Origin of the sequence: Pseudomonas fluorescens (assembly GCF_900215245.1) — a bacterium.
In the GTDB taxonomy this organism is placed as follows: Bacteria; Pseudomonadota; Gammaproteobacteria; order Pseudomonadales; family Pseudomonadaceae; genus Aquipseudomonas; species Aquipseudomonas fluorescens.
On record NZ_LT907842.1, the window covers coordinates 2407376 to 2432504 of the forward strand.

Sequence of the window (25129 nt, forward strand, 5' to 3'; positions counted from 1 at the left end):
CGCGAAGGCGGCGGGTCAGTCGATCTATGCATTGGCTGGCACACCGCTTTCGCGAGCAAGCCCGCTCCCACATTTGGATAGAGGTGTTTCAGGTAGCTGGGTTTTGCTTTCAGCGCAGCTGTCGACAGTGCGGCACACGTTCCAAGCCAACACCACCGAACCCCTGTGGGAGCGGGCTTGCTCGCGAAGGCGGCGGGTCAGTCGATCTATGCATTGGCTGGCACACCGCTTTCGCGAGCAAGCCCGCTCCCACATTTGGATAGAGGTGTTTCAGGTAGCTGGGTTTTGCTTTCAGCTCAGCTGTCGACAGTGCGGCACACGTTCCAAGCCAACACCACCGAACCCCTGTGGGAGCGGGCTTGCCCGCGAAGGCGGCGGGTCAGTCGATCTATGCATTGGCTGGCACACCGCTTTCGCGAGCAAGCCCGCTCCCACATTTGGATAGAGGTGTTTCAGGTAGCTGGGTTTTGCTTTCAGCGCAGCTGTCGACAGTGCGCACACGTTTCAAGCCAACACCACCGAACCCCTGTGGGAGCGGGCTTGCCCGCGAAGGCGGCGGGTCAGTCGATCTATGCATTGGCTGGCACACCGCTTTCGCGGGCAAGCCCGCTCCCACATTTGGATCTGCGTCTGTCAGATGGCCGTACTCTGCCCGCTACATCAGCCAGTACCACAAGAACAGCCAACACCACCAAACCCCTGTGGGAGCGGGCTTGCTCGCGATAGCGGTAGACCAGTCGATACCTCACGTGACTGACCCACCGCCTTCGCGAGCAAGCCCGCTCCCACTTTTGTATCTGTGTCTGTCAGATTGGCCGCACTCCACTGTGCTCGGCCGCGGGGGGCTGCAGGTTGTTCGGCCCGTTGGCCACCGCAAAATGTTGGTGCGCCTGGCTAGAACCGCCGACGAGGCGGGCGTTGCCGTTGGGCGGTGAACGCCCACTTGGCAGCAAAACCGCTTGAGTACACCGGGCAACCCCGTAAAATGTCGCGGCATTGGCTACATCGCATTTTTCAAGGACGAATCAAGCAATGCGCATTTCTGCTTTTCTCCCAGTCACCTGCCTGATGGCGGGCTGCACTGTCCAACCGGGCTGTTCTGCGCCGGTCATCCTTGCCAAAACACCTACCTGCTGGCCCGACACGTTCGATGTTGCGGCGCTGGGCAAGATCGCGCATTTTTTCAGCAAATTCTGATCGCTGCCACAGCGTAGATGACGTACACAACAGTCCCTCCCGCTGGTTCACCTGCTGCAACCACGGACCTCTCACCCTAGGAGCACCCTGTGAAAACACTGTCCAAAATCCTGCTGTCGGGCGTTGCCGCCGCAGCGCTGCTGACCGTGGCCGGTTGCGCCACGGAGAGCAATCGCGCGATGCCGGTGGAACAAGTCGCCAGCGCCAGCGTGGCCTATTCCGGCGTACGTGTACCGATTGCCGTAGGCAAGTTCGATAACCGTTCCAGTTATATGCGCGGCATCTTCTCCGATGGCGTCGATCGCCTCGGTGGCCAGGCCAAGACCATCCTGATCACCCACTTGCAGCAGACCAACCGCTTCAGCGTGCTGGACCGCGACAACATGGGCGAAATCTCCCAGGAAGCCGCGATCAAAGGCACCGTGCAGAAGCTGAAGGGCGCTGACTATGTAGTGACCGGCGACGTGACCGAGTTCGGCCGCAAAGAGACCGGCGACCGCCAGCTGTTCGGCATTCTCGGCCGTGGCAAAACCCAGGTGGCTTACGCCAAGGTCGCGCTCAATATCGTCAACATCAGCACGTCCGAAGTGGTGTATTCCACCCAGGGCGCCGGTGAGTACGCCCTGTCCAACCGTGAAATCGTGGGCTTCGGCGGCACCGCCAGCTATGACTCCACCCTCAATGGCAAGGTCCTCGACCTGGCCATGCGCGAAGCAATCAACCGCCTCGTCGACGGCATCAATGCCGGCGCCTGGAACCCGCGCAACTGATCAGCAGCACCTCAAGGAGCAGTACAAGGATGAGCAAGGCAGTTAAGTTGGCGCTGATGCTGACAGCAATCGCAACGGTCGCCGGGTGCCAGACGGCGCCCCAACCCCTGTATCAATGGGAAAGCTACCAGGCAGAGGTTTACGAGTACTTCAAGGGTGAGCCCAAGGAAGCACAGGTGGAAGCACTGGAGCGCGATCTGCAAAAGATCAACGCCAGTGGCCGCAAGGCGCCGCCGGGTTACCACGCGCACCTGGGCATGCTGTACCTGAGCATGGGCAAGGATGACCAGATGGTGCAGGAGTTTCGCACCGAGAAGGCACTGTTCCCCGAGTCGGCTTCGTACATGGACTTTCTGCTGAAAAACGCCAAAACCGGAGTCGCTGCCAAATGAGCCTGTTAAAACTCACCGGCGCCTTGCTCGCCCTGGCGTTGCTCGGCGGCTGCGCGGCGCCCAAGACCATTGATTACACGGCGTATAAACAGGCCCGGCCGAAGTCGATCCTGGTACTGCCGCCGATCAATGAATCGCCGGAAGTGCAGGCGTCCTATAGCCTGGTTTCGCAGGTCACCTACCCGTTGGCCGAAGCGGGCTACTACGTGCTGCCGATTGCCCTGGTGGACGAAACCTTCCGCCAGAACGGCCTGACCACCGCCAACGATATCCAGGGCGTGGCACCGGCCAAGCTGCATGACATCTTTGGTGCGGATGCGGCGCTGTACATCACCGTCAGCGAGTACGGCACCAAGTACATGCTGATTTCCAGCGACACCTCCGTGACCGCCTCGGCCAAGCTGGTAGAACTGCGCACCGGCACCACCTTGTGGACCGGTTCGGCACGTGCTTCCAGCGAGGAAGGCAACAACAACAGCGGCGGCCTGGTGGGCATGCTGATCTCGGCGGCGGTCAAGCAGGTGATCAACAGCTCTACCGATGCCGCGCACCCGATTGCCGGTATCGCCAGTGTGCGTTTGCTGTCGGCCGGGCAGCGTACGGGGATTTTGTACGGTCCGCGTAACCCGAAATACGGTACGGACTGAGTTAACGGTTCAACCGGGTAGAAGGCTCTGCTGGCCCTCGGGTCAGCACAGCTTTCGCGGTGGGCTTCTCACGTTTTGTTATCAGTTCACCAGAATGTCTTTCGGCTTGATCACATGCGTACTTTTCACCAGGAAGTCCGTTGTACGGTTGCCGGTTAAGTCGATTGCGACGAAGTAGCGGTTGCTGTGTGGGTTAAAGCTCACGATGGTCTCCCCGACCTTGCCGGTAAATTGTTTGACGGAGGTGAGGCGCTTATTCGCTTCTTTCTCGATTGCACGCAGGTCAATCAGGTCGGCGCCACTGTTGAAGTTCGTCAGTAACCGGGCGTTGGCAACACCTGAGTCGCGGGCGCTGTGGAAGACAACACGCGGTCTTATCGCAGTGGGTGTCACAGGCCGCGCACCACGTGCAGGCAGCTCGCGTTTGTACAACGGGGTGATGTCTGTGGGCTTGACCCGCCCATGGGTCTTGATCAATAGGTCTGCTCTACCATTGCCGTTCAGGTCGATGGCCACCGAACCCATGCCGCTTCTTTCATCGTAGGTGAGCAGCGCCTCACCGGCTTTGCCGCTCCAGGCATTGACGACCGACACGGAAGACAGGCCGGCACTCCTCAACGCACCCGTTACATCGATCTTGTCGGTGCCGCTGGTGAAATCCATGATTTCATCCGGGTTTTGCGGCGTGGAGTCACTGGCGTGGTGGTACACAAAACTGTCGGCGCCCCTGCCACCGCGTAAACGATCAGCGCTGGCCCCGCCAGTAAGCCGGTTATCTTCATCGTTACCGATCAGCGCATCAGCACCTGAACCGCCAATGGCGTTTTCGATAGTGCAACCCCGGGCGATCGAGACGTTACCTTGCCCGTTACCCACGTCGGAGAACGACCCCGCCCTGAGGTTGATAACCTGGTTGGTGTGGTAACCCGAGGCGTCAAGCGTGTCGTTACCGGCACCGTCCCATATGCAAAAAGCAGCGCTATCGCGGTTGCTGTTCAGTGAGTAGTAATCCCGCCCGGTATTGGAGTTAAACCCGTAAATGTTGTTTTCCCGGCGGGTTTTATAATTGGCACCGTACTTGTGTTGGATCGCACTGATGTCATCCATCATGGGGGCCATCAGGTCATATCTGACACGTTTGCCACTGGTTTGAGCGTCGTAATAGCTCATGATGGTATGGGCCTTGGAGTCTTGGGCATAGATTCGTTTCGTATCGTCTGGCTTACCGTCGTAGTCACCCGGGTGCCTCAGGCCGAGGGCGTGTCCAACTTCATGGGTTATGTGGGGCCGTGCCACATAATTTTGGTTGTAGCGGGTATCCCCGCCTTGGCTGCCCATGAAGCGGCTGTAAGGGAAGGCGCCGTCGGCAACGCTGACGGCGTCGGATATTTTGAAGGTCAACTGCCCTTCCGCCGAGCCGCCGTTTTCAGTGAACGTTAGATTGGCCACGTCGCCCCAGGACTCGATGGAGCGCCGGGCTTCCTGTTTTTGATGTGCGTTGAATCCAATACCCTGCTCGTATTTGAAGTAATAGCTAATCTCGGTTTTATTGTTTTGGTTCAAGTCCTGCCATGTGGTTGTCTTCCGTGTGAGCTGCTCAATGGCCTGTTGCTTATCAAAGGACAGCCTGTTGGCTTTGCCTAGGTGCGGGTCGTCCGCGCGCAGGGTTGCGTCGTACTGGCTGCCATTGGTGTTCCCTGCGCTCGCAGCCGAGCTATCCCATTGACGACCGGCCTGAACAGTTTGTCGGGCGTGCGGGCGCACGAAACGGTGCTGGGTTGAAGGTTGGACAAACGGCCGGGAATCGGAAAGGCGAGAGGAACGCTCGGCCGGTTGGGCAGCAAGCGAATTGAGCGGATAGGAAAGTTTTCCAGGGTGTATTTTCAAAGTAATAACTCTTGCCGGATAGTTGTGTTTTCCCTTCTCGGTGACGCCCGCAGTTTCCATTTGCGTTGGATGAAGTTATCAACGGCGATTTGGATTTCCAATGTTCAGATATGTGTCTAAGTAAGTGTCTGTGCTGATCTTGAAAAGATGTTATGTGCAGTGTGTTTTCATTTCGAAATGTTAACTAGGGTTTTTATTCCAGCGATTGCTGGCTGAACAACAAACAGTATTTTTTTGCGTGGGCTGTATCGGATTTACCCAAGAAAGTTGAGCCTGAATCCTTGCTTCTAAAATGCTGTGTCTGATCGTGTACGTGAACTATTCCTTCACGAGGTTCAGACTTTATCCGGCCTCCTACCCTGATGTGCACAAGCCTGCCGAAGCGGCCCCGCTGACGAACTGAACAGCGACGTTGTAACGGGCACCGGGCAAGCTGCCGCCGCGCTTCGCGGCGGATGCGGCTCACCCGAATACCCGCCATCACAGGCGCCGCTGTTTGCGGTGCTGCTGGATCAGCTCAGCGCGTGTCGCGGCGCCTCTTGAGGCGTGGCTATTGCCCACTTGGCCGATGATTGAACCGTAGTGCAGCGCGATGATTTCGCCGCTGTCGGCGGATATCAGCGGAGAACCGGACGTGCCCGGTATTTTGTAGGCGTCATGATAGAAGGTGCTTTGGGGACCGCTGTCGGTGCTGAGCCCCAACAGGGTGGTGGGCTTGCCGTCGGCGTTCAGGAAAGAAATACCCTGACCTTGTTGGCCGTGGTTGGGCATAAAGATTTTTTGTCCGGCTTGGGCCTGTGGGTTATCGGCCAGTTTGAGCGGCGGGAACTGCTTGGCCAGCGTGCTGATCTGCGCCTGGGGCAAGTCGACCCGCAATTCGGCGTAATCCAGGTGCGCGTCGCTGTTGATCGCGCGGCTGTCCAGCGGCACCTTGCGTTCAACGCGCATGCGGCCGCCTGGATCTTCGGTGTACCCCAGCCACAGTTCCAGCTTGCTGCCTTTGGCGAGTGCGTCATGCACGTGTTTGTTGGTCAATACGCTGGCGCCTGAGTCGATCAGCGAGCCGGTGCCCAACGTCGTGTAGTGAACCCGCTCGTAGCCCCATGAGTCGCGCACCACGGTCACCTCGCGGATGCTGCCCACCGCCTTGGCAGAGGCATACATGGGGGAGTTCTTGAGCGACTCACTGGACCAGTTCTGCAGGGAAAACGGTGCGCGCTGCGGGGCGTTGATTTTGACTGCGGGCCAAGAGACCGTGGGCAATGATGAGGTGGCTGGCGGTGCGGGTGGCAGCAGCCGGTGGGCCGTTGAACCATTGACGATCACATCGCTGGCCTTGATTGCACGGCTGCTCCTGATGAACAGGTCGGCGTTGCCGTTGCCGTTCAAGTCGATGGCCAGGCTGCTTTCCCGGGTGCTGGGGTTGTAGCCCAACACCGCTTCGCCCGCCCGGCCGCTAAACCGTGCCACAAAGCGCAGACTCTCTACACGCGCCTCACGCAATGCCCCGGATACATCGATTTTGTCCTGCCCACTGCTGAAGTCACTGAGCAGGTCGGAGCGATCCCGGGTCGAGTCGCTGGCCTTGTCGTAGATAAACGTATCGGCCCCGGCCCCGCCGGTCAGCACGTCAGCGCCTGCGCCACCTTTGAGGCGATTGTTCGCAGCGTTACCCGTGAGCAGGTCATCCCCCGAGCCGCCGATCGCATTTTCGATGGTTACGCCATTGGCAATGGAGACGTTGCCTCGCATGCCGCCGACATCAGAAAAGTGTTGGGCCTTGAGGTTGATGCGCTGGTTTTGGTGGAAACCGGAGAAGTCCAGGGTGTCATGACCGCCGCCGTCCCATATGCAGAATACGGGGGCATCCGTTGAAGATCGCAGGCTGAACGCTTGGCGCCCGGCGTTGGCGTTGAAGCCGTAGGTGGTGTCGGTGTTGCGGGTGGTGTAATTGGCGCCATACAGTTTTTGCACGGCGGTGATGTCGTCCATCATTGGGGTGCAGGGGTAGTACGTGCGCTGTTGCTTGGCGAAGTCATGGCCGAGATTGCCTTCCCACCAGTAGCTCATGATGCTGTAGGCCCGGGTGTCTTCGGCATACCCTGCATCGGTGGCGTAGCTGGCACCGGCGCCATTGTAATGACCGGGATGCAGCAGGCCCAGGGTATGCCCGATTTCATGGTTCATGAGCCATTGCTCGAAATGGTCTTGGCTCAGTGCTCTTTCCTTGCCATCGGAAGCGATCCAGACCTGCGTGCCGTCCCTGTAGATGCCTGGGTAGGAGCCTGCTCCGGCAAACCGGAGGTGGGGGTCGTTGCCTAATAACATTTTCCCTTCGGCGTAGGGGGCGTTTTGCCTGAAGGTGACATTGGCCACATCTGACCAGAGCTGCATTGCGCGCCTTGCGTCACTTTTCTGGCCGGCGGTAAATTCATTGGCGCCCTTGGGCGAATTGAACGTAGCGATGGACGGGGTGAAAAACTGGTAGGAAATGTGCGTAGTGCCGTCACGGTTTATGTTCTTCCAGCGGTAGCCCAATCGGGTGATTTGTTCTGCGGCCTGATCGGTATTGTAGGATTTTTTTGGGTTGCTCAGGCTTGTAGGCGTGCTGGCCGCTTGGCTGTTCGGCGCGGCGGCCTGGGCATTCGAAAAAGCAGGCGTGATAGGGGACGGGTTGGTTCTGAGCATGGATTTTTACCTTCTGATCAGTCGTTAACGCTATCGACGAAGTCAGGCACTGCTTCAGGCGCGAACGCTCAAGCAGCGCCTTCACTTGAACGGTTATCGGGGGGTATTAAGGCCGGTAATATCGTGAGGCCTGATCAACCGGGTGCTCTTGACCAAAAAGTCCGTCTGGCCATTTCCGGTCAGGTCAATGGCCACAAAATAGCGCTGGCTGTACGGGTTGAATCTCACGATGGTGTCGCCCGCGCGCCCTGTGTAGGCGCGCACCAGTCGCAGCTGAGTAAGGGTTGCTTTGCTCAAGCCCGTGAGGTCGATCTTGTCTCTGCCACTGACAAAGTCGGTGATCAGGTCGGCGCTGGCCGCAGTCGAGTCGCTCGCCTTGTCGTAGACAAAAACGTCAGCGCCGCCGCCGCCTCTCAGGGTGTCAGCGCCGCCACCGCCCGTTAGCCGGTTGTTCGCGTTGTTGCCGATTAACGTGTCGTTATGGGTGCCACCAATGGCATTTTCCAGGGTCACGCCTTTGGCGATGGAGACATTGCCTTTCATTCCGCCAACATCAGAGAACGCTTCGGCGTTCAAGTTGAGGGTTTGCTGCTTGTCAAAGCCGGAACAGTCGAGCGTATCGATGCCGCCGCCGTCCCATATGCAAAAGACTGGCGCGTCGCGTGATGACGTGAGGCTGTAATAGTCGCGATCGGTATTGGAGTTGAAGCCGTAAACGGTGTTGCCGCTACGGGTCTTGTGGTTCGAGCCGTAGAGCGCCTGCACAGCCGCAATGCCATGCAGCATCGGCGCCGTCGGGTAGTGGGTCCATTCACCGTTTTTCGAGAAGTTTTGACCGCTGCGGATCTCGGGGTTGTAACTCATCAGGCTGTAGGCTTGAGTGTCCTGCAGATAATGGCGCGCGGCGGGTTGTTGGCTGTAGTCCCCTGGGTGATCCAGGCCCAGCGTATGACCAATTTCATGTGCCATGACCTGACGGTCGTAGCGGTCCGTGCTGGGTTGCGCATGCCCTTTGTCCAGCCATGCCTCGCCACCTTTTTTGACGTCCCGGGGATAGGGCAGGGACGCATAGGACTCGCCGTCACCTGCGTAAAGCCCCAGGGTCAGTCGGCCTTCGGTACTGGCGCTGTTTTCCGAAAAGGTGATACGGGCGACGTCGGCCCAGGCTTGCATGGACATACGCGCCAGTTTCTTTTGATGCTCACTTAATTCACTGGCGCCCTTGGGGACATGGCTGACCGCGTGCGGGTTGTCGGGAGTGAAAAACTCATAGGCAATATCCACTACGCCGTCGCGGTTGCGGTCTTGCCATTTAAACCCTCGTTCATGACTGGTACGCAGCAGTTGCCGGGCAGCTTGATCGGTGGTGTAGGACGCCAATGCGGGGGCCTTTACGACATCAGGGGGTTGATTGGCGTATATGACTGGACGTACCGGGTAAGACGATTGACTAACTGGCAACATCTACTTGAATCCTTTTTATAGGCACAGTGAAGCGTGAACGTTAAGGCTCATGGGTGAATGGGGTTCTTCAGGCGTTAATGTCTTTAACGCAGGGGTTTACCTGGCCCGTGAAAACGCGTTGGCCCGAGCGTTGGGGCGTTTAGGTACACCGATGACGTCTTCAGGTTTTATGCGTTGAGTGCTCTTGATCAGAAAGTCTGTTCGGCGATTACCCGTCAAGTCCACGCCCACGAAGTAGCGACCGCTGTACGCGTTAAACTTCACGAGGGTGTCACCAATGCGGCCGGTGTAGCGCTCGACCAGTTGAAGGTGAACGCCGGTGTTGTTAATCAAACCGGTGAGATCAATCTTGTCTTGGCCACTGACAAAATCCTGGAGCAGATCCGCATTGTGATAGGTCGAGTCGCTGGCCTTTTCGTAAGTGTATGTACTCGAACGATGGTGCCTGGGGGGCGTCAATGTGGCGCGATTACTCGGCGTGTCCGCCTGAGTATCAAGGGTTACGGCACCTGCGGACTGAACAATATCCCCTGGTTTGACTTGCCCGTGGGTTCGGATCAACAGGTCGGCTTTGCCGTCGCCCGTCAGGTCGATCGCCACGCTACCTTTGTTGCCGCTGGCGTCATGGATGAGTACCGCATCCCCCGCCTTGCCGGTCATTTCGCTGACAAAGGCCAGGCTGGCGACATTGGCGTGCTTCATGGCCCTGGATACATCGATTTTGTCGGTGCCGCTGATGAAGTCCATGAGCACATCCGGGTTATCCGGCGTGGAGTCACTGGCCCTGTTGTAAACGAAGGTGTCTGCGCCGCCGCCACCCCGCAGCCGGTCACCGCCTGCGCCGCCGGTGAGCCGATTGTCAGCCTCGTTACCGATCAGAGCGTCGTTGCCTGAACCGCCGATGGCATTTTCCAGGGTGACACCCCGGGCGATGGACACGTTGCCCTTGAGCCCGCCGACATCCGAGAACGAGCCGGCCTTGAGGTTGATGGTCTGGTTGGAACCGTAGCCAGAGACGTCCAGAGTGTCGATACCGCCGCCGTCCCATACGCAGAACACCGCATTATCGCGGTTGGAGTTGAGGGTGTAGTAGTCCCGCTGGCTGTTGGAATTGAACCCGTAGGTGGTGTTTTCCTGGCGGATTTGACGATTGACGCCATACAGTTTTTGAATAGCGGAAATGTCATCCATCATCGGCGCCACAGGGGTGTTGCCGCCGTGGGTTTTGCCACTTTTATCCGCCCAGAAATAGCTCATGACGGTGTGGGCTTTCGAATCCTGTGCATGGTTCCACTGGCTTGTGTGCAGGCTGCCATTGTAATTGCCGCCATGTGACAGGCCGAGGGCGTGACCTGTTTCATGCAGCAAGGTTTGACGCGTGACCCGGTTGGGGTTGTACCAGGTCGAGCCTCCATAGGGGTGGTTGCTGGGGTAATAGCCGCTGGCAACCGACTCGGTGTTCGATATGCCAAACGACATTTTCCCCTCTCTGCGAGGCCCGTTTTCTTCGAAGGCGAGATTGGACACGTCGCTCCACGCCTGCATGGCAAGCCGCGCCTGTGCTTTTTGCCGTTCATCGAACTGTCCGAAACCTGTGTTGAACGAGTAGGCAACAGAGGTTCTGCCGTCTCCATTCAGGTCATCCCACTTGGCGCCTTCCCGCGTGAGGTTGTCGCTTGCCTGGCGCGCATCGAAAGAGCGTTTATTCAGGCTGGCCACATAGGGGTCATCGGGCCGCAATGTTGGGTCTTTTCCGTCCCAGTTACGCGTGGTGAGGGGCTCGGATGGCGTGGGGGCGGTGGTAGTGATTGGATTAATGGGTGGGCGTGTAGGTGGCTGAATAACCGGACGTACGAAGGGAGGCTGAATAATCGGATGTATAAAAATACGCACGAACGGATGCTGTAAGAACGGTTGCAGAAACGGACGAAAGATCGAGTAGTTGAACGTCTGCTGAGCAACGGGCTTTAGGATCGGCGGCAAGAAATGTTCAGTCGGGTTCGGCTGTTGGAATAAAGAAGGCCTGAAGTCGAGTCTCATAGGAGTAACCCATGGTTTTTGTTGTGGGATGGATTCCTTTTCTGTTTGGAGAGTACATGTCCGTGTGCTGTAAGTACCTTCGCATCCTATAAATAAATAGCCAACGGGTTATTTGTTTCTCGAATGTATCGGTGGGTCGTTGCAACATGATTTGCAACAGCAGGGTTGTTTGTTTTTAGTTTAAGGCTTGCGTGTGGTGTGCCGATTTTTAACGTGCTATTCGAATAGTTGAAAGTACAGTTTTCAGTCGTGTTTATTTTGTTTCTTTTAGACATACAGGAACACTTACAGTCTGAAGGCTTTTGTTAAAGCCTTTATAAGCATGCGCGGGGGGGCAGGGTGTTCAAGCGTTGTTGTTGCCAGGATTTCCCACAGGCAGGTAAGGGGTTGTGGACTCAACATTGTTAAATGCCTGACCGCTTTTTATACGCGGAGCCGACACGCGGGTTCCGCGAGAAAATATCGATCATTAACCCGAACCTGGCGTACCTCACGTCTGAAGCTATGAACGGACTATTCACTGTTGAGGTTCAGCGCCATGTCACAGGCTCCTTTATTGCTGCGTCCCATCGGCTGCAGCCTTGTCGTTACCGTGTTGGCGACGCTCGTCGGCTGCGGGCTGTCATCGTCTCGAGAGGCCGCCAAGCCTGTCGCCGAAACGCCTCCATCTCCAAGCCCTGAGGGTGCCTTGGCCAAGCGTGCTGCGGCCCCTGTATTGATGGCCTCGCAAAAGGTCATGCACGAGTCGGTGGCGTTGGCCTATCGGGACGCGCCTCGAGAGCAGTACCAGAACCTGCCCGACAACCCGGTCTACAGCGTGGCAAGCAACCCGGTGTCGACCTTCAGTGCAGACGTCGACACCGGCAGTTACGCCAACGTGAGGCGTTTCCTCAACCAAGGCCGCCTGCCGCCTGACGGTGCTGTGCGGCTGGAGGAAATGGTCAACTACTTCCCCTACACCTATGCACTGCCCACCGACGGCTCACCTTTTGGCGTAACCACCGAAGTCGCCGCGACGCCGTGGAACCCGCACACCCGATTGTTGCGCATCGGCATCAAGGCGTCTGATCGCGCGGTGACGGATCTGGCGCCGGCCAACCTGGTGTTTCTGGTGGATGTCTCCGGCTCCATGGACCGCCGCGAAGGGTTGCCACTGGTGAAAAGCACGCTGAAACTGCTGGTGGATCAGTTGCGTGATCAAGACCGTGTGTCGCTGGTGGTTTATGCCGGTGAATCCCGTGTGGTTCTCGAGCCGACCTCCGGCCGCGAAAAAACCACGATCCGCAACGCCATCGACCAACTTGCCGCAGGCGGCTCGACGGCGGGCGCATCCGGCATCGAACTGGCCTACCAGATGGCCCGCGCAGGTTTTATCGACAAGGGCATCAACCGCATCCTGCTGGCCACCGATGGTGACTTCAATGTGGGCGTCAGCGACTTCGACAGCCTTAAGCAAATGGCCGTCGACCAACGCAAAAGTGGTGTATCCCTGACCACTTTGGGCTTCGGTGTGGATAACTACAACGAGCACCTGATGGAGCAATTGGCTGACGCGGGCGATGGCAACTACGCCTACATCGACAACCTGCGTGAAGCGCGCAAGGTGCTGGTGGACCAACTCAGCTCGACCCTGGCGGTGGTGGCGCGGGATGTGAAACTGCAGGTGGAATTCAATCCGTCGCAGGTCAGTGAGTACCGGCTGCTCGGCTACGAAAACCGTGCCTTGAAGCGTGAGGATTTTAACAACGACAAGGTCGACGCCGGTGAGATCGGCGCAGGGCATACGCTGACCGCGTTGTACGAAATTGTGCCGAAGGGCGAGAAGGGTTGGTTGGAGCCCTTGCGTTACGCCACGGCCCCTGCGGTCGAAAACACCTCCGCTGAGCTGGCGATGTTGCGGGTGCGCTACACACCGGCGGCGGGCGGTGCCAGCCAGTTGATTGAGCGGCCCATCGGCAACCAAACCCGCCAGGCCAGCGACGATTTGCGCTTCGCCGCTGCTGTGGCGGCCTTCGCCCAACAGCTCAAGGGGGATGGCCGCTACACTGGCAGCATGCGTTTGCAGGACACCGCCGCACTGGCCCGCTCGGCGCGCGGGGATGACCCGTTCGGGCTGCGCAACGAGTTCGTGCAACTGGTGACATTGGCGCAGAGCCTCAAACACGGATCGTAGGCCCCGCGAAGCACCAAGGTGGGAGCTGGCTTGCCCGGCTCCCACCATTGAAAGGTTTTAACGTCTCCAAAGGAGTTCGCCACTTAACATGGTCGTTCCAGATGATTCACCCAGCGACGAATCGCTGCTGGCCCGTTACCGAGCCGGTGACACTGCCGCGTTCGAGGCCTTGTACGCGCGGCATCGCCAAGGCCTGTACCGGTTTCTTGTATCACTGAGCAACAAGGCCGAACTGGCTGAAGAGGTTTACCAGGAAACCTGGCTCAGCCTGATTCGTAGCAGCAGCCAGCCACAGGGGCGGGCGAGTTTTCGCACGTGGCTGTTTCAGATCGCCCGCAACCGCCTGATTGATCACTGGCGCAAGCACGGCATCCACAACCCTTTGCATGACAGCTACGACGAGCAACTGCACGCCCAGGCCGACGACAGCGCCGGCCCTGAGCAGCAATTGAGCCTGAGCCGCGACCAGGCGCGCCTCGACGCAGCAGTGCAAGACTTGCCCGAAGACCAGCGCGAAGTCTTCCTGCTGCGCCTGCACGGCGACCTCGAAGTGCCGCAAATCGCCGCGCTCACCGGCGCCCCGCTGGAAACCGTAAAAAGCCGCCTGCGTTACGCCCAGCAGAAACTGCGCCGCCTGCTGGCCGAGGAGATACCCGCATGACCGACTCCCGACACCCCGATGATGCCGACGACGTGTTGCTGCAACACTTTCGTCAACACACCACCGGCGAACCGCCTGCGTCCCTCGACGCCTTCATCCTCACCGCCGCCCGCCGCGAAGCCCCGGCGCCGCCGCCGCCGAGCCTGTGGCAACGCTGGCTGCACGCCTGCCAACGCCCGCGCTGGCAAATGGCATTTGCCACCGTCGCCGGTGTGGCCCTGATGATCGGCGTAGTGATGCGCTCGCCCGTGCCACACCAGGAAGTGGCCACAACAACGTTCTCCGCGCCCCAACCAGAAGCTGCACGCCTGGCGCCGCAAGCCTTCTCGGCACCCGCACCCGCACCTATGGCCCGCATGGCCGCCGCCCCGCCGGTTCAGGCTGAAGTCGCCAGCTCGATGGCCGATGCACCGGCAGTGAAACTGAGCAAACGCGCACCGGTGGCGTTGCCGTCGTTGGAGGAGGGCTTGCAGGAAATTGTGAACCTGCGCCTGGCCGGAGCAACCAAAGCGGCGGATGAGAAGTTGCTGGCGCTGCATGAACGCTTCCCCGAGGAAGACCTGCCGGCGCGGTTGGAGGCGTTGCAGAAGCGTTAAATCGCCGCCCACAAAAAAGCCCCAGGTCTTTCGGCCTGGGGCGTTTTTGTGTGTGTCTGGTGCCCGGGCGTCGTTTGAACTGGAGGCTTTTAGTGCCGGTTTATAAGGGGCTGGCTGGTAGTGTTTCGGTTAGGCATACACATGGGCATACACGGTGCAGCGTACTGCTTCCTCTCACACTCGTTTAGGGCGCTCGATTTAGCCACCATGACGAACGACTGCGGGCGCACCTTGGTAATTCCCGCACTACGTATCCAACGCTGTTTGTGACAAAAGAAATGGGCTGTGAAGATCGCTTCACCGGGGCTCGCAGGATTAAGTGTGCGAACCTCAACGACCCTCGACCCACTTCCCGTAAGCGCTCGTCCCCATCTTCTCAAAATCTGGAAAAAAGCCTGTCTCGACAGCTTGGAAAAAGGCGAGGCAATGACTCCAATCAGAGTTGCTGGGCTCATCCACTACCCAGCAGTCATAACCCAATGACTTCCAGTCAAGGGAAGGGTCCGAGTTGGATACCCGCAGGAGTTCCTCAGCAATGCGTTCTGTCCACGCTATTGCCTCCCCCAACGTAGGGGCCGTGACGTAAACGCCGGTGGATGACTCGCAGTCTTCAATGATGCCTTTTTGAAACAACTCCCAGCGTTCGGGCTCGTGGTAAGTGAAGCCTATTAGGAATTTATTCATGTTGAATCCTTGTGGTTCCATCGCCACTAGCATCGCTATCGTGCTTTCGCGGACCTTAGTAATTGGGTGAACCTGGAAATCGCAAGATGTATGTCATCTTGGGTATCTCCGTCCCACTCCTCAACCGTTTCCAACTCGGCTCGTAACCTGGCAATACGCTGTTCGATCTCTTCAATTTCAGAGGGGCCGCATTGCTTAGCGATTGCTTGCCAATCGTCAGCAGAGATTTTTTCCTGAACAGACAAGCCCGACTTGGCATTTTCTATCAGCTTCTGAAGGTTACTCATCGGTGGTCTCGGGCAGGTTTTGAAAAAAGTCGCTGGGGACCCTGAGGATATCTTGAGGACACGGGGCATGAAACCCGCGGGATCGAGTTAGCGGGAGGCGTTGGAAGTTACTGAAATTTCAATCGTTGAAATTGAAAGGATCTTGAAGAAAAAGGGCCATCGTTACAGCTTCGGTAAAGGTGGCTGTATCTGTTGCTCCAGGCCTGCAAGCGTGGTGTCTGCTAAGGGGCGGCGTTTGATTTCAGTGCGCTTCACTTCCTGTATGCCTCCAGTTATAGGAATCTCAAAGCATAAATGTGGGCATACACGGCGGGAAGTTACAGGGGTAGGCAGGGACGAATAGCCAGAAACAAGAAAGCCCGCACAGGGCGGGCTTCTTGGGGTGTTTCGTAGACTGTCTGAGACAGCCCGAGACTGCTATATGGTGCACCCGGCGGGATTCGAACCCACGACCCCTGCCTTCGGAGGGCAGTACTCTATCCAGCTGAGCTACGGATGCTTGTGCGGGCGACATCATACCCATGTCGCCCTTGGGCGTCCATGCCGGTCTTTGGCCGTTTATAGGTAGGAATTTGCTCAACCGAGGCCCTGCGCCGGGGCCCGGTGGTCAATACGTTGGAACCTGGTTGAATCACGCTGATCAGAAAGATTCGGCAAATGCGCGGTTTTCGTTCTTTTTTTCGAACAGACTATTGCCCTGTACCCCCATTGATCCTAGGATTCGTTTGAGATTTCAAACGCTCTGTCTCCCGCGTGCTATTCACTCATGCTTGCGCGCTGGGGCTGATTTCCCTGACGGCAGCCCACAAGGCGCCTTTCAACAACTCTAATTCGCTCCGCGTGCGCGCGGTGCTGTTAAGGAAAGCCGACATGCAGCTCAAAGATACCCAGTTGTTCCGCCAACAAGCCTTTATCGATGGCGCTTGGGTCGATGCGGACAATGGTCAAACCATCAAGGTCAATAACCCTGCCACGGGCGAAATTCTCGGCACCGTGCCGAAGATGGGCGCTGCTGAAACCCGCCGCGCCATCGAAGCGGCTGATAAGGCCCTGCCGGCCTGGCGTGCACTGACCGCCAAAGACCGCGCCAATAAGCTGCGTCGCTGGTTCGAGCTGATCATCGAGAACCAGGATGACCTGGCTCGCCTCATGACCCTGGAACAAGGTAAGCCGTTGGCCGAAGCCAAAGGCGAAATCGTCTACGCGGCCTCGTTTATCGAGTGGTTCGCCGAAGAAGCCAAGCGCGTCTACGGTGATGTGATTCCCGGCCACCAGCCGGACAAGCGCCTGATCGTGATCAAGCAGCCGATCGGCGTTACCGCCGCCATCACGCCGTGGAACTTCCCGGCCGCGATGATCACCCGCAAAGCCGGCCCGGCCCTGGCCGCCGGTTGCACCATGGTGCTCAAGCCGGCTTCGCAAACCCCGTTTTCGGCGTTTGCCCTGGCTGAACTGGCCCAGCGTGCGGGCATTCCAAAAGGGGTGTTCAGCGTGGTTTCCGGCAGCGCCGGCGATATCGGCAGCGAGCTGACCAGCAACCCGATCGTGCGTAAATTGTCCTTCACCGGCTCGACCGAAATCGGTCGCCAGTTGATGGCTGAATGCGCCAAGGACATCAAGAAAGTCTCCCTGGAGCTGGGCGGCAACGCGCCGTTCATCGTGTTCGACGACGCGGACCTGGATAAGGCCGTCGAAGGCGCGATCATTTCCAAGTACCGCAACAACGGTCAGACCTGCGTCTGCGCCAACCGCCTGTACATCCAGGATTCGGTGTACGACGCGTTCGCGGAAAAACTCAAGGTGGCTGTGGCCAAACTCAAGATCGGCAACGGTCTGGAAGAAGGCACCACCACTGGCCCGCTGATCGACGAAAAAGCCGTGGCCAAGGTTCAGGAGCACATTGCTGATGCCCTGAGCAAAGGCGCCAAGCTGCTGGCCGGTGGCAAGGTCATGGAAGGCAACTTCTTCGAACCGACTATTCTGGTGAATGTGCCCAAAGACGCGGCTGTCGCCAAGGAAGAGACCTTCGGCCCGCTGGCGCCGCTGTTCCGCTTCAAAGACGAAGCTGAAGTGATCGCGATGTCCAACGACACCGAGTTCGGCCTGGCCTCCTACTTCTATGCCCGCGACCTGGGCCGTGTGTTCCGTGTGGCCGAAGCCCTGGAATACGGCATGGTCGGCGTCAATACCGGGTTGATCTCCAACGAAGTGGCGCCGTTCGGCGGCATCAAGGCCTCGGGCCTGGGCCGTGAAGGCTCCAAGTACGGGATCGAGGATTACCTGGAAATCAAATACCTCTGCCTGGGCATCTAAGCCGGGAAGGGATTGCAGTAAACGCAAAGGGCACGAGAGCGCTGACCCTTTGCGTGTTTCAAGACGTTATTCGTAGTGGCCGGGAAAGCTGTGGCAGTCGATCATCGCATGCTGCCGTAGTTGCCTCCCCGCCACGTATTCCTTGGACCCCGCCACCCGATGAGTGGCGAATGAGGACTTTATGAGCAAGACCAACGCATCCCTGATGAAACGCCGCGAAGCCGCTGTACCACGCGGTGTTGGCCAGATTCACCCGATCTTCGCCGAGTCGGCAAAGAACGCCACCGTGACCGACGTTGAAGGTCGCGAGTTCATCGATTTCGCCGGCGGTATCGCCGTGCTGAACACCGGCCACGTGCACCCGAAAATCATCGCCGCCGTGACCGAGCAACTGAACAAGCTGACCCACACGTGCTTCCAGGTATTGGCCTACGAGCCGTACGTGGAGCTGTGCGAAAAAATCAACGCCAAGGTGCCAGGCGACTTCGCCAAGAAAACCCTGCTGGTCACCACCGGTTCTGAAGCCGTTGAAAACGCCGTGAAAATCGCGCGTGCCGCGACCGGCCGTGCCGGCGTGATCGCCTTCACCGGCGCCTACCACGGCCGCACCATGATGACCCTGGGCCTGACCGGCAAAGTCGTGCCTTACTCGGCCGGCATGGGCCTGATGCCAGGCGGTGTGTTCCGTGCGCTGTTCCCTAACGAACTGCACGGCGTCAGTGATGACGACTCCATTGCGAGCATCGAACGCATCTTCAAAAACGATGCCGAGCCGCGTGATATCGCGGCCGTCATCATCGAGCCGGTGCAGGGCGAGGGCGGTTTCTACGTCGCGCCGAAATCGTTCATGAAGCGTCTGCGTGAACTGTGTGACAAGCACGGCATCCTGCTGATCGCCGACGAAGTGCAAACCGGTGCCGGCCGTACCGGTACGTTCTTCGCCATGGAACAGATGGGCGTGGCTGCCGACCTGACCACCTTCGCCAAATCCATCGCCGGTGGCTTCCCGCTGGCCGGTGTGTGCGGCAAGGCGGAATATATGGACGCTATCGCCCCAGGTGGCCTGGGCGGCACCTATGCCGGTAGCCCGATCGCTTGCGCTGCTGCCTTGGCGGTGATGGAAGTGTTCGAAGAAGAGCACCTGCTTGACCGTTGCAAGGCGGTCGGCGAGCGCTTGGTGACGGGCCTCAAAGCCATTCAAGCCAAGTACCCGGTGATCGGTGAAGTGCGTGCCCTGGGCGCGATGATTGCGGTCGAGCTGTTCGAAGATGGCGACAGCCACAAGCCGAACGCCGCTGCTGTTGCCGCCGTGGTCGCCAAAGCGCGCGACAAGGGCCTGATCCTGCTGTCCTGCGGCACCTACGGCAACGTGTTGCGCGTGCTGGTCCCGCTGACTTCGCCGGACGAGCAATTGGACAAAGGCTTGGCGATCATCGAAGAGTGCTTCTCCGAGCTGTAAGCGGACACTGACCTGATCGACAGAAAAAACCCGCTTCGGCGGGTTTTTTTGTGCCGGGTGCAGCACATTCAGGCCTTGTTCATTGTATGTAGGCAGCTTGATTGTCTAAGGTGCAGGCATTGCCGATGGAGCGTGCTGGATGACTGCTGTTGATTTACCGGCTGTACCCCGAGTGTTGATTGCCGAGGCGGACCCTTGGTCGCGGGATCTGCTCAAGCAAGTGTTGTTGAATGTGCGCTGCGACGCACGGCTGGACGTGTGTGCCGATGGGCAGCAAGCTGCCACGCTGCTGCAAGAAAAAGCCTACGACCTGATCCTGGCGGATTGGGAGCTGCCGGGCATCGATGGCCTGAGCCTGCTGCGCAACGTGCGCCAGAAGCGCCGCTCGCCCGCGCTGCCGTTTATTTTGCTGAGCACTCGCAATGACAGTGCCAGCGTACGCGAAGCCTTGCCCCTGGCGCCCACGGCGTACCTGACCAAACCCCTGGACATGGACGGCCTGACCCAGCGGCTGCAAGACCTGCTGCTCAATGAAGGCGAAAGCGTGTATTGCGAAATCCCTCCGTTGGCGCCGGGCATGACCTTGCCGGTGTTCCTGGAGCGCCGACGCGACGCCTGCGACGGCGCACCGTTGTGGGTCGACGTGAAGGCGGCGGTGCAACAGAGCCTGGGGCCGGATGGCCTGGACCTCCAGTGCCTGGAAGATCGGGTACGCATGGACCCGCAAATCACCGCCGTGCTCATCGCCGCGGCCAACAGCGCCGGGCAGCATGGCTCACCGGTACAACACCTGCCGGCCGCGCTGCACTCGCTGGTGCCCGGGCAGAGCATGAACCTGATCCTGGGCCTGACCCTCAAGCACAACGTGGTATTGGGCGATCCGGCACTGGTGGCCTACGCCGAGCGCCACTGGCAGTTGTCCCAGGCCACTGCCGACTATGCCCGCCGCCTCGCGCGTATGCTGGATCTGGACCACGAGCGCTGTTACAGCGCCGGTATCCTGCACCGGCTGGGGGACTTGGCGCTGTTGCGCTGCCTGGAAGATTGGCGCCTGGGCGGTGGTGCGTTGGATGACGAAGTGATTGGCGAGTCGCTGTTCACCTTTGGCGCGGCCTATGGGTCGGCGTTGCGCACGCGTTGGCGCTTGCCGTTGGAGCTGCGTCAGTTGATCGCGGCGACTTATTCACTCGAAGGCGGGGTGTATTCGCGCGAAGCGCTGGTGGTGAACCTGGCGGCGCAAATGGCGCGCCTGACCGAGCATGAAGGGCTTGAAGAACTCGCCAAAGGCAAGACTGCGCGGTTGCTGAAAGTGGGCCTGTCGGAGCTGATGCGGGTGCGTAAAACCTGAGAAAAAAATACCCCGATCCCCGCTTCTGATCAGTGCTAGCCGGCTACCACGCGGTTTTTGCCCTGGCGCTTTGCCTCGTACATGGCGGTATCGGCCCGCGCGAACAGGCTGTCCAGGGTTGAGTCGTCTTCACACAGGTTGGCCAAGCCCTGGCTGACGGTCACGGTAAACGCCCTGCCTTCACAGCTGAAACTCAATGCCTGGATTTCCTTGCCCAGGCGTTCAGCCACCTGCATCGCCATCTCCGGCGCACACCCCGGCAGCACGGCGGCGAACTCTTCGCCGCCAATACGCCCGAACAGGTCGCCACGGCGCAATACGCCCCGACCGCTCTCGGCGATACGCCGCAACACCTGATCGCCCTCCAGATGGCCGTAGCTGTCGTTGACGTCTTTGAAGTCATCAATGTCCAGCAACAGGAATGCCAGCGGCGCGCCTTGGGCGCAGGCGTTGTCGAAGGCTTGATTGGCGCACTCGAAAAAATGCCTGCGGTTGCTGCTCTGGGTCAGCACGTCGGTGGTGGCCAGGCGGTGCAGCTCCAAGGCCATCTGTTTCTTTTCGGTGATGTCCTCGGCCATGCCGACCACGATTGTTGGCGCACCGGGCTCGACCTGCTGGTTGATATAGCATTTGTCGCTCAGCCAACGAATGTGCCCGTCAGCCGTGATGATGCGGTACTCGCGGTCCTCCACGGCACCGTGCTCCAGCACGCGAGCGAGGCTGTGTTCGGCATAGTCGAGGTCTTCAGGGTGGATGCTGTTGCGCCATTCGCGGTAATCGGCCAACAGCAAACCGGCCGACCGGCCGAACACCCGCTCGTAGGCAGGGCTCACATACAGCACGCGACGCGTTTGCCAATCAATGGCCCACAGCACGGCATTCACACTGACCAGCAGTGAGCTCAGCAATTGCTCGCGCTCGCTCAACCGTTCGACTTCACCCTGGGCGTGCATCAGCGCCAACAGGGTGGCCGCCGCGGCTGGGCGAGGAGGCTCAGCAGTGGGGGCGTCGGGTAGGTAGGGCTTTTCGTGGACCATCGGTACAACTCTCTCTGGGCGCGCCGCAGGATGGAACAGCGGTCACTACAAGGGTCACCATGATGGCGAAGTGTTCTTTGAGAGAGGGGAATTGCAGTGAAGTTCCGTGATCGTCACGGATTGGCGGTGCCCGGAAAATGGCGCCAGAAAGAGGGTGTGTGGGAGGGGTGGCCCTCCCACAGTGCCGTCAGACCGCTGCAGGGCGCAGCGAATAGGTCTTCAGTTGGTGGGCAAAATCACGCAGGGACTGGATGCCACTGGCTTCGGCCTCGTGCACCCATTCCTTGATCGCCGCCAGCATATCGTGGCCATTGGAACTGGTCTTCAGCCAGATCTGCTGCAACGCCAGGCGTTTTTCGTAGATCACCGTCAATGCATGGCTGTGTTCCAGCATGCTCTGGATACGCACGTGGTGGCGGTCATCCAGCAGGCTGGTTTCCCGTGACAGCAGGCGTTTGGCACGGTGGAACTGGTGGCGGACCGAATGATCGACCTTCTCCAGCTCCTGCTTGACCAGCGGGCCGATCACCAGCTTGCGGTATTGGGCCATGATCTGGAAACGGTTGTTGAGGATCGCCATGGCGGTGTCCATGTCCAGGTTGCCTTTACCCTCCACGCGGTGCGCGATAGGCGCGACGCGTTGCACCTTGGCCAGGCGCAGGAAGCTGAACACTTTGATCCACGCCCAGCCGAGGTCGAATTCCCACTTCTTGACCGACAGCTTGGCCGAGTTCGGGTAGGTGTGGTGGTTGTTGTGCAGTTCTTCGCCACCGACGATGATGCCCCATGGCACCAGGTTGGTCGCTGCGTCGCGGCATTCGAAGTTGCGATAGCCGATGGCATGCCCCAGGCCGTTGATGACACCGGCTGCCCAGAACGGAATCCACATCATCTGGATCGCCCAGATGGTGATGCCGATGGTGCCGAACAGCAGCAGGTCGATCACGCCCATGATCGCCACGCCCAGCAGCGGGTAGGGCGTGTAGAGTTTGCGTTCGATCCAGTCGTCCGGGCAGTTCTTGCCGTAGATGCGCAGGGTCTCGGGGTTCTCGGCTTCGGCGCGGTACAGCTCGGCGCCTTTGCGCAGCACGGTGGACAAACCCTTGATGACCGGGCTGTGCGGGTCGTCGACGGTTTCACATTTGGCGTGGTGTTTACGGTGGATAGCGGTCCACTCGCGGGTGTTCTGTGCCGTGGTCAGCCACAGCCAGAAGCGGAAGAAGTGTTTCAGGCCGGCATTGAGCTCCAGGGAGCGGTGGGCTGAATAGCGGTGCAGATAGACCGTGACCCCAACGATGGTCACATGGGTCATCAACAGAGTGACCGCCACCAGTTGCCAGGCTGACAGGTCAAGAAAACCGTTGTACCACATAGGCTGTATGGCCCTCAGATAAAGAAAAAAACAGCTCACGCATTATCACTAAGCCTACAGAGAAAACCAGCCGCCCTTTCAGATAGGAGTGACTGGATGTTTCTTATTCTATAATCCGCAGCCTTTGTAGGGCGATTTTGTTTTTTTGGTAAGGATTACTGAACCTATGCTGTTTTCATACCGAGGTGCCCTGCGTGTGGGGCTGGTATATCTGCTGGTTTCCATTGTTTGGCTCCAGCTCAGCCAGCAGCTATTGATCAACTTTCTCGATGAGCCGCACGCGTTAGTGCGCTGGCTGCAGGTGCGCGGGTACGTGTGGGTGGCCCTCAGCGCGTTGGTTATTTACCTGATTTGCGTCCGTTTTGTCCGCGCTCATCAAGTTCAGCTACCCCAGCAGGAAAACCGCGAGCGCTTGCGCCAGGCGGCCGCCGTGTTCGATTGCACGCGCGAAGGGGTGCTGGTCACCGACGCCCAAGGGCTGATCGTGCACGTCAACCGGGCGTTCATGGAAATCACCGGCTACCAACAAGAAGACGTCATGGGCGAGCGCCCCAGCCTGTTCAAGTCCGGGCGCCATTCGTCGAATTTTTATCAGCAAATGTTCCAGACCCTGGAGGACAAGGGTGAGTGGAGCGGTGAAATCTGGAACCGGCGTAAAAGCGGTGAGATTTATCCCCAGTGGCAAACCATCCGTGTGATCCACGACGACCAAGGCCAGGTCAGCCATCACGTCGCGGTGTTTTCCGATATCAGCGCCATCAAGGACTCCGAGCACGAACTGGCGCACCTCGCCCATCACGACCCGCTGACCGACCTGCCCAACCGCCTGCTGTTTACCGACCGTGCCGAACAGGCGCTGGCCTCGGCGCAAGTGCACAAGCGTGGCTGTGCGTTGTTGTTGATGGACCTGGACCACTTCAAGATCATCAACGACAGCCTCGGCCATAACGTCGGTGATCAGTTGCTCAAGGCAGTGGGCGAGCGCCTCAAAGGCCTGTTTGGCCCCGGCGTGACGCTGGCGCGCCTGGGTGGGGACGAGTTCGCCGTGCTGGCCGAAAGTTGTCCACAGGTGATTCAGGCTGCCGCGATCGCACAGCGCATGCTCGATGCGATGAAAGACCCCTTCGTGTTCGACGGCAACCAGTTGTTTATCAGCGCCAGCGTCGGCATCAGCCTGTTCCCCAGTGACGCCCTGAGCGCCCAACAGTTACTGCGCAATGCGGATTCCGCGCTGTTCAAGGCCAAGAGCGTCGGTCGGGAAGGGTATGCGTTGTACACCGAAGAGCTGACCGCCCACGCGCAGAATCGCGTGGAAATCGCCAGCGAACTGCGCCGCGCCCTCGAACAGCAAGAGCTGCGTGTGTATTACCAGCCTGTGCATAACCTGCAAGACAGCCGCCTGCTCGGCGTCGAAGCGCTGGTGCGCTGGCAACACCCGGAGCGCGGCCTGGTGCCGCCGGGGGAATTTATCCCCATCGCCGAGCGCACCGGGCTGATTGCCGATATCGACGCCTGGGTGATGGACCAGGCCTGTCGCCAGATGTGCCAGTGGTTGGCCGAGGGCGCGCCGTTGAGCTTTGTTGCGGTGAATGTCTCCAGCCGTCTGTTCGCCCGGCGCGAGCTGTACGAACAAGTCGCCCAAGTGTTGCATGAAACGGGCCTTGATCCGGCGTTTCTGGAGCTGGAAGTCACCGAAAGCGCGGTGATGGATGACCCCGAAGTGGCCCTTGAGCAATTGCATCGCTTGCGTGAGCTGGGCTTGCGCCTGGCCATTGATGACTTCGGCACTGGCTATTCATCGTTGCTGCGCCTCAAGCGCTTGCCGGTGCAGAAGCTCAAGATCGACCAGGGTTTTGTCGCCGGGCTGCCGTGGGACGAAGACGACGCCGCCATCGTGCGCGTGGTGATCGCCCTGGCCAAAAGCATGGGCATGCAGGTGCAGGCCGAAGGCATTGAGCAAGTGGAGCAGGCGCGGTTTCTGTTGGCGCAGGCGTGCGATATGGGGCAAGGTTATTGGTTCGGGCGGCCGATGCCGGCAACTGAAATTGATTGGGCGCGTGCGCCAGCTATCAGGACTTGAAATACAGTCAAAATGTGGGAGCGGGCTTGCTCGC

The 25129-nt window shown here is 59.1% G+C and carries 19 protein-coding genes and 1 tRNA gene; 11 read left to right on the forward strand and 9 right to left on the reverse strand.

Annotation, left to right across the window (positions count from 1 at the left end):
• Nucleotides 1-1032: 1032 nt before the first annotated feature.
• The 4 genes from CPH89_RS30115 to CPH89_RS11135 all read left to right on the forward strand — a co-directional run bounded on the left by CPH89_RS30115 (nucleotide 1033) and on the right by CPH89_RS11135 (nucleotide 3006).
• Complete coding sequence (locus CPH89_RS30115; RefSeq protein ID WP_155512274.1) at nucleotides 1033-1197, forward strand: hypothetical protein; 165 nt, start codon at nucleotides 1033-1035, stop codon at nucleotides 1195-1197.
• 89 nt (nucleotides 1198-1286) lie between these two features.
• Nucleotides 1287-1967, forward strand: a complete 681-nt coding sequence (locus CPH89_RS11125) for a CsgG/HfaB family protein (RefSeq protein ID WP_053253756.1) — start codon at nucleotides 1287-1289, stop codon at nucleotides 1965-1967.
• Between the two features lie 29 nt (nucleotides 1968-1996).
• Nucleotides 1997-2359 (forward strand): DUF4810 domain-containing protein, encoded by a 363-nt coding sequence (locus CPH89_RS11130; protein WP_053253757.1) that lies wholly within the window; start codon nucleotides 1997-1999, stop codon nucleotides 2357-2359.
• The gene (locus CPH89_RS11135; protein ID WP_053253758.1) at nucleotides 2356-3006 is read left to right on the forward strand and encodes a DUF799 domain-containing protein; all 651 of its coding nucleotides are present in this window, start codon (nucleotides 2356-2358) and stop codon (nucleotides 3004-3006) included. The genes CPH89_RS11130 and CPH89_RS11135 overlap by 4 nt, the downstream gene beginning before the upstream one ends.
• Nucleotides 3007-3087: 81 nt before the next feature.
• Here the strand turns inward: CPH89_RS11135 and CPH89_RS11140 are convergent, their stop codons facing one another.
• The 4 genes from CPH89_RS11140 to CPH89_RS11155 all read right to left on the reverse strand — a co-directional run bounded on the left by CPH89_RS11140 (nucleotide 3088) and on the right by CPH89_RS11155 (nucleotide 11085).
• Nucleotides 3088-4953 (reverse strand): M10 family metallopeptidase C-terminal domain-containing protein, encoded by a 1866-nt coding sequence (locus CPH89_RS11140; protein WP_232005438.1) that lies wholly within the window; start codon nucleotides 4951-4953, stop codon nucleotides 3088-3090.
• A gap of 420 nt (nucleotides 4954-5373) precedes the next feature.
• A complete protein-coding gene (locus CPH89_RS11145; RefSeq protein WP_053253759.1) occupies nucleotides 5374-7581 on the reverse strand; it encodes a M10 family metallopeptidase C-terminal domain-containing protein in 2208 nt (735 codons plus the stop codon).
• 93 nt (nucleotides 7582-7674) lie between these two features.
• On the reverse strand, nucleotides 7675-9045 hold the full coding sequence (locus CPH89_RS11150) for a M10 family metallopeptidase C-terminal domain-containing protein (RefSeq protein ID WP_081006312.1): 1371 nt from the start codon (nucleotides 9043-9045) through the stop codon (nucleotides 7675-7677).
• Nucleotides 9046-9141: 96 nt separating this feature from the next.
• Complete coding sequence (locus tag CPH89_RS11155; protein WP_232005439.1) at nucleotides 9142-11085, reverse strand: M10 family metallopeptidase C-terminal domain-containing protein; 1944 nt, start codon at nucleotides 11083-11085, stop codon at nucleotides 9142-9144.
• A 538-nt stretch (nucleotides 11086-11623) separates the two neighbouring features.
• Here CPH89_RS11155 and CPH89_RS11160 point away from each other — a divergent pair.
• The 3 genes from CPH89_RS11160 (at nucleotide 11624) to CPH89_RS11170 (ending at nucleotide 14515) form a co-directional block, all read left to right on the forward strand.
• Entirely contained in the window at nucleotides 11624-13258 is a 1635-nt protein-coding gene (locus CPH89_RS11160; RefSeq protein ID WP_053253762.1) for a vWA domain-containing protein, read from the forward strand.
• A gap of 88 nt (nucleotides 13259-13346) precedes the next feature.
• Nucleotides 13347-13919, forward strand: a complete 573-nt coding sequence (locus tag CPH89_RS11165) for an RNA polymerase sigma factor (protein ID WP_053253763.1) — start codon at nucleotides 13347-13349, stop codon at nucleotides 13917-13919.
• A complete protein-coding gene (locus tag CPH89_RS11170; RefSeq protein ID WP_053253764.1) occupies nucleotides 13916-14515 on the forward strand; it encodes a hypothetical protein in 600 nt (199 codons plus the stop codon). Before CPH89_RS11165 ends, CPH89_RS11170 begins: the two co-directional genes overlap by 4 nt.
• A gap of 330 nt (nucleotides 14516-14845) precedes the next feature.
• Here CPH89_RS11170 and CPH89_RS11175 read toward each other — a convergent pair whose 3' ends face one another.
• From CPH89_RS11175 to CPH89_RS11185, 3 genes are all read right to left on the reverse strand, one after another.
• The gene (locus CPH89_RS11175; protein ID WP_053253798.1) at nucleotides 14846-15199 is read right to left on the reverse strand and encodes a hypothetical protein; all 354 of its coding nucleotides are present in this window, start codon (nucleotides 15197-15199) and stop codon (nucleotides 14846-14848) included.
• A gap of 35 nt (nucleotides 15200-15234) precedes the next feature.
• Nucleotides 15235-15486 carry a hypothetical protein gene (locus CPH89_RS11180; RefSeq protein WP_053253765.1) on the reverse strand — a complete coding sequence of 84 codons (252 nt, stop codon included), beginning with the start codon at nucleotides 15484-15486 and terminating at the stop codon, nucleotides 15235-15237.
• A 422-nt stretch (nucleotides 15487-15908) separates the two neighbouring features.
• A tRNA-Arg gene (locus CPH89_RS11185) sits at nucleotides 15909-15985 on the reverse strand.
• A gap of 371 nt (nucleotides 15986-16356) precedes the next feature.
• Here CPH89_RS11185 and gabD point away from each other — a divergent pair.
• The 3 genes from gabD to CPH89_RS11200 all read left to right on the forward strand — a co-directional run bounded on the left by gabD (nucleotide 16357) and on the right by CPH89_RS11200 (nucleotide 20606).
• Nucleotides 16357-17799: an NADP-dependent succinate-semialdehyde dehydrogenase gene (gene gabD, locus CPH89_RS11190; protein ID WP_017136690.1), complete on the forward strand. Its 1443-nt coding sequence runs from the start codon at nucleotides 16357-16359 to the stop codon at nucleotides 17797-17799.
• Between the two features lie 181 nt (nucleotides 17800-17980).
• A complete protein-coding gene (gabT, locus tag CPH89_RS11195) occupies nucleotides 17981-19258 on the forward strand; it encodes a 4-aminobutyrate--2-oxoglutarate transaminase (RefSeq protein ID WP_053253766.1) in 1278 nt (425 codons plus the stop codon).
• Nucleotides 19259-19397: 139 nt separating this feature from the next.
• Nucleotides 19398-20606, forward strand: a complete 1209-nt coding sequence (locus CPH89_RS11200) for an HDOD domain-containing protein (protein ID WP_053253767.1) — start codon at nucleotides 19398-19400, stop codon at nucleotides 20604-20606.
• A 35-nt stretch (nucleotides 20607-20641) separates the two neighbouring features.
• Here CPH89_RS11200 and CPH89_RS11205 read toward each other — a convergent pair whose 3' ends face one another.
• Both CPH89_RS11205 and desA read right to left on the reverse strand, forming a co-directional pair.
• Nucleotides 20642-21643 (reverse strand): sensor domain-containing diguanylate cyclase, encoded by a 1002-nt coding sequence (locus CPH89_RS11205; RefSeq protein WP_053253768.1) that lies wholly within the window; start codon nucleotides 21641-21643, stop codon nucleotides 20642-20644.
• Between the two features lie 187 nt (nucleotides 21644-21830).
• Complete coding sequence (gene desA, locus CPH89_RS11210) at nucleotides 21831-23015, reverse strand: delta-9 fatty acid desaturase DesA (protein WP_053253769.1); 1185 nt, start codon at nucleotides 23013-23015, stop codon at nucleotides 21831-21833.
• Nucleotides 23016-23181: 166 nt separating this feature from the next.
• Between desA and dibA the strand changes: the two genes are divergently transcribed.
• A complete protein-coding gene (dibA, locus tag CPH89_RS11215; RefSeq protein ID WP_053253770.1) occupies nucleotides 23182-25095 on the forward strand; it encodes a phosphodiesterase DibA in 1914 nt (637 codons plus the stop codon).
• Nucleotides 25096-25129 lie beyond the last annotated feature (34 nt).

What these genes read in the sequence shown, in the direction of transcription:
- CPH89_RS11205 (WP_053253768.1), bottom strand. Translation starts at nt 21,643, where the DNA reads ATGGTCCACGAAAAGCCCTACCTACCCGACGCCCCCACTGCTGAGCCT.
- CPH89_RS11160 (WP_053253762.1), top strand. Translation starts at nt 11,624, where the DNA reads ATGTCACAGGCTCCTTTATTGCTGCGTCCCATCGGCTGCAGCCTTGTC.
- CPH89_RS11145 (WP_053253759.1), bottom strand. Translation starts at nt 7,581, where the DNA reads ATGCTCAGAACCAACCCGTCCCCTATCACGCCTGCTTTTTCGAATGCC.
- CPH89_RS11140 (WP_232005438.1), bottom strand. Translation starts at nt 4,953, where the DNA reads ATGGAAACTGCGGGCGTCACCGAGAAGGGAAAACACAACTATCCGGCA.
- gabT (WP_053253766.1), top strand. Translation starts at nt 17,981, where the DNA reads ATGAGCAAGACCAACGCATCCCTGATGAAACGCCGCGAAGCCGCTGTA.
- CPH89_RS11150 (WP_081006312.1), bottom strand. Translation starts at nt 9,045, where the DNA reads ATGTTGCCAGTTAGTCAATCGTCTTACCCGGTACGTCCAGTCATATAC.
- CPH89_RS30115 (WP_155512274.1), top strand. Translation starts at nt 1,033, where the DNA reads ATGCGCATTTCTGCTTTTCTCCCAGTCACCTGCCTGATGGCGGGCTGC.
- CPH89_RS11155 (WP_232005439.1), bottom strand. Translation starts at nt 11,085, where the DNA reads ATGAGACTCGACTTCAGGCCTTCTTTATTCCAACAGCCGAACCCGACT.
- CPH89_RS11135 (WP_053253758.1), top strand. Translation starts at nt 2,356, where the DNA reads ATGAGCCTGTTAAAACTCACCGGCGCCTTGCTCGCCCTGGCGTTGCTC.
- CPH89_RS11170 (WP_053253764.1), top strand. Translation starts at nt 13,916, where the DNA reads ATGACCGACTCCCGACACCCCGATGATGCCGACGACGTGTTGCTGCAA.
- CPH89_RS11200 (WP_053253767.1), top strand. Translation starts at nt 19,398, where the DNA reads ATGACTGCTGTTGATTTACCGGCTGTACCCCGAGTGTTGATTGCCGAG.
- CPH89_RS11165 (WP_053253763.1), top strand. Translation starts at nt 13,347, where the DNA reads ATGGTCGTTCCAGATGATTCACCCAGCGACGAATCGCTGCTGGCCCGT.
- gabD (WP_017136690.1), top strand. Translation starts at nt 16,357, where the DNA reads ATGCAGCTCAAAGATACCCAGTTGTTCCGCCAACAAGCCTTTATCGAT.
- desA (WP_053253769.1), bottom strand. Translation starts at nt 23,015, where the DNA reads ATGTGGTACAACGGTTTTCTTGACCTGTCAGCCTGGCAACTGGTGGCG.
- CPH89_RS11180 (WP_053253765.1), bottom strand. Translation starts at nt 15,486, where the DNA reads ATGAGTAACCTTCAGAAGCTGATAGAAAATGCCAAGTCGGGCTTGTCT.
- CPH89_RS11130 (WP_053253757.1), top strand. Translation starts at nt 1,997, where the DNA reads ATGAGCAAGGCAGTTAAGTTGGCGCTGATGCTGACAGCAATCGCAACG.
- CPH89_RS11175 (WP_053253798.1), bottom strand. Translation starts at nt 15,199, where the DNA reads ATGAATAAATTCCTAATAGGCTTCACTTACCACGAGCCCGAACGCTGG.
- dibA (WP_053253770.1), top strand. Translation starts at nt 23,182, where the DNA reads ATGCTGTTTTCATACCGAGGTGCCCTGCGTGTGGGGCTGGTATATCTG.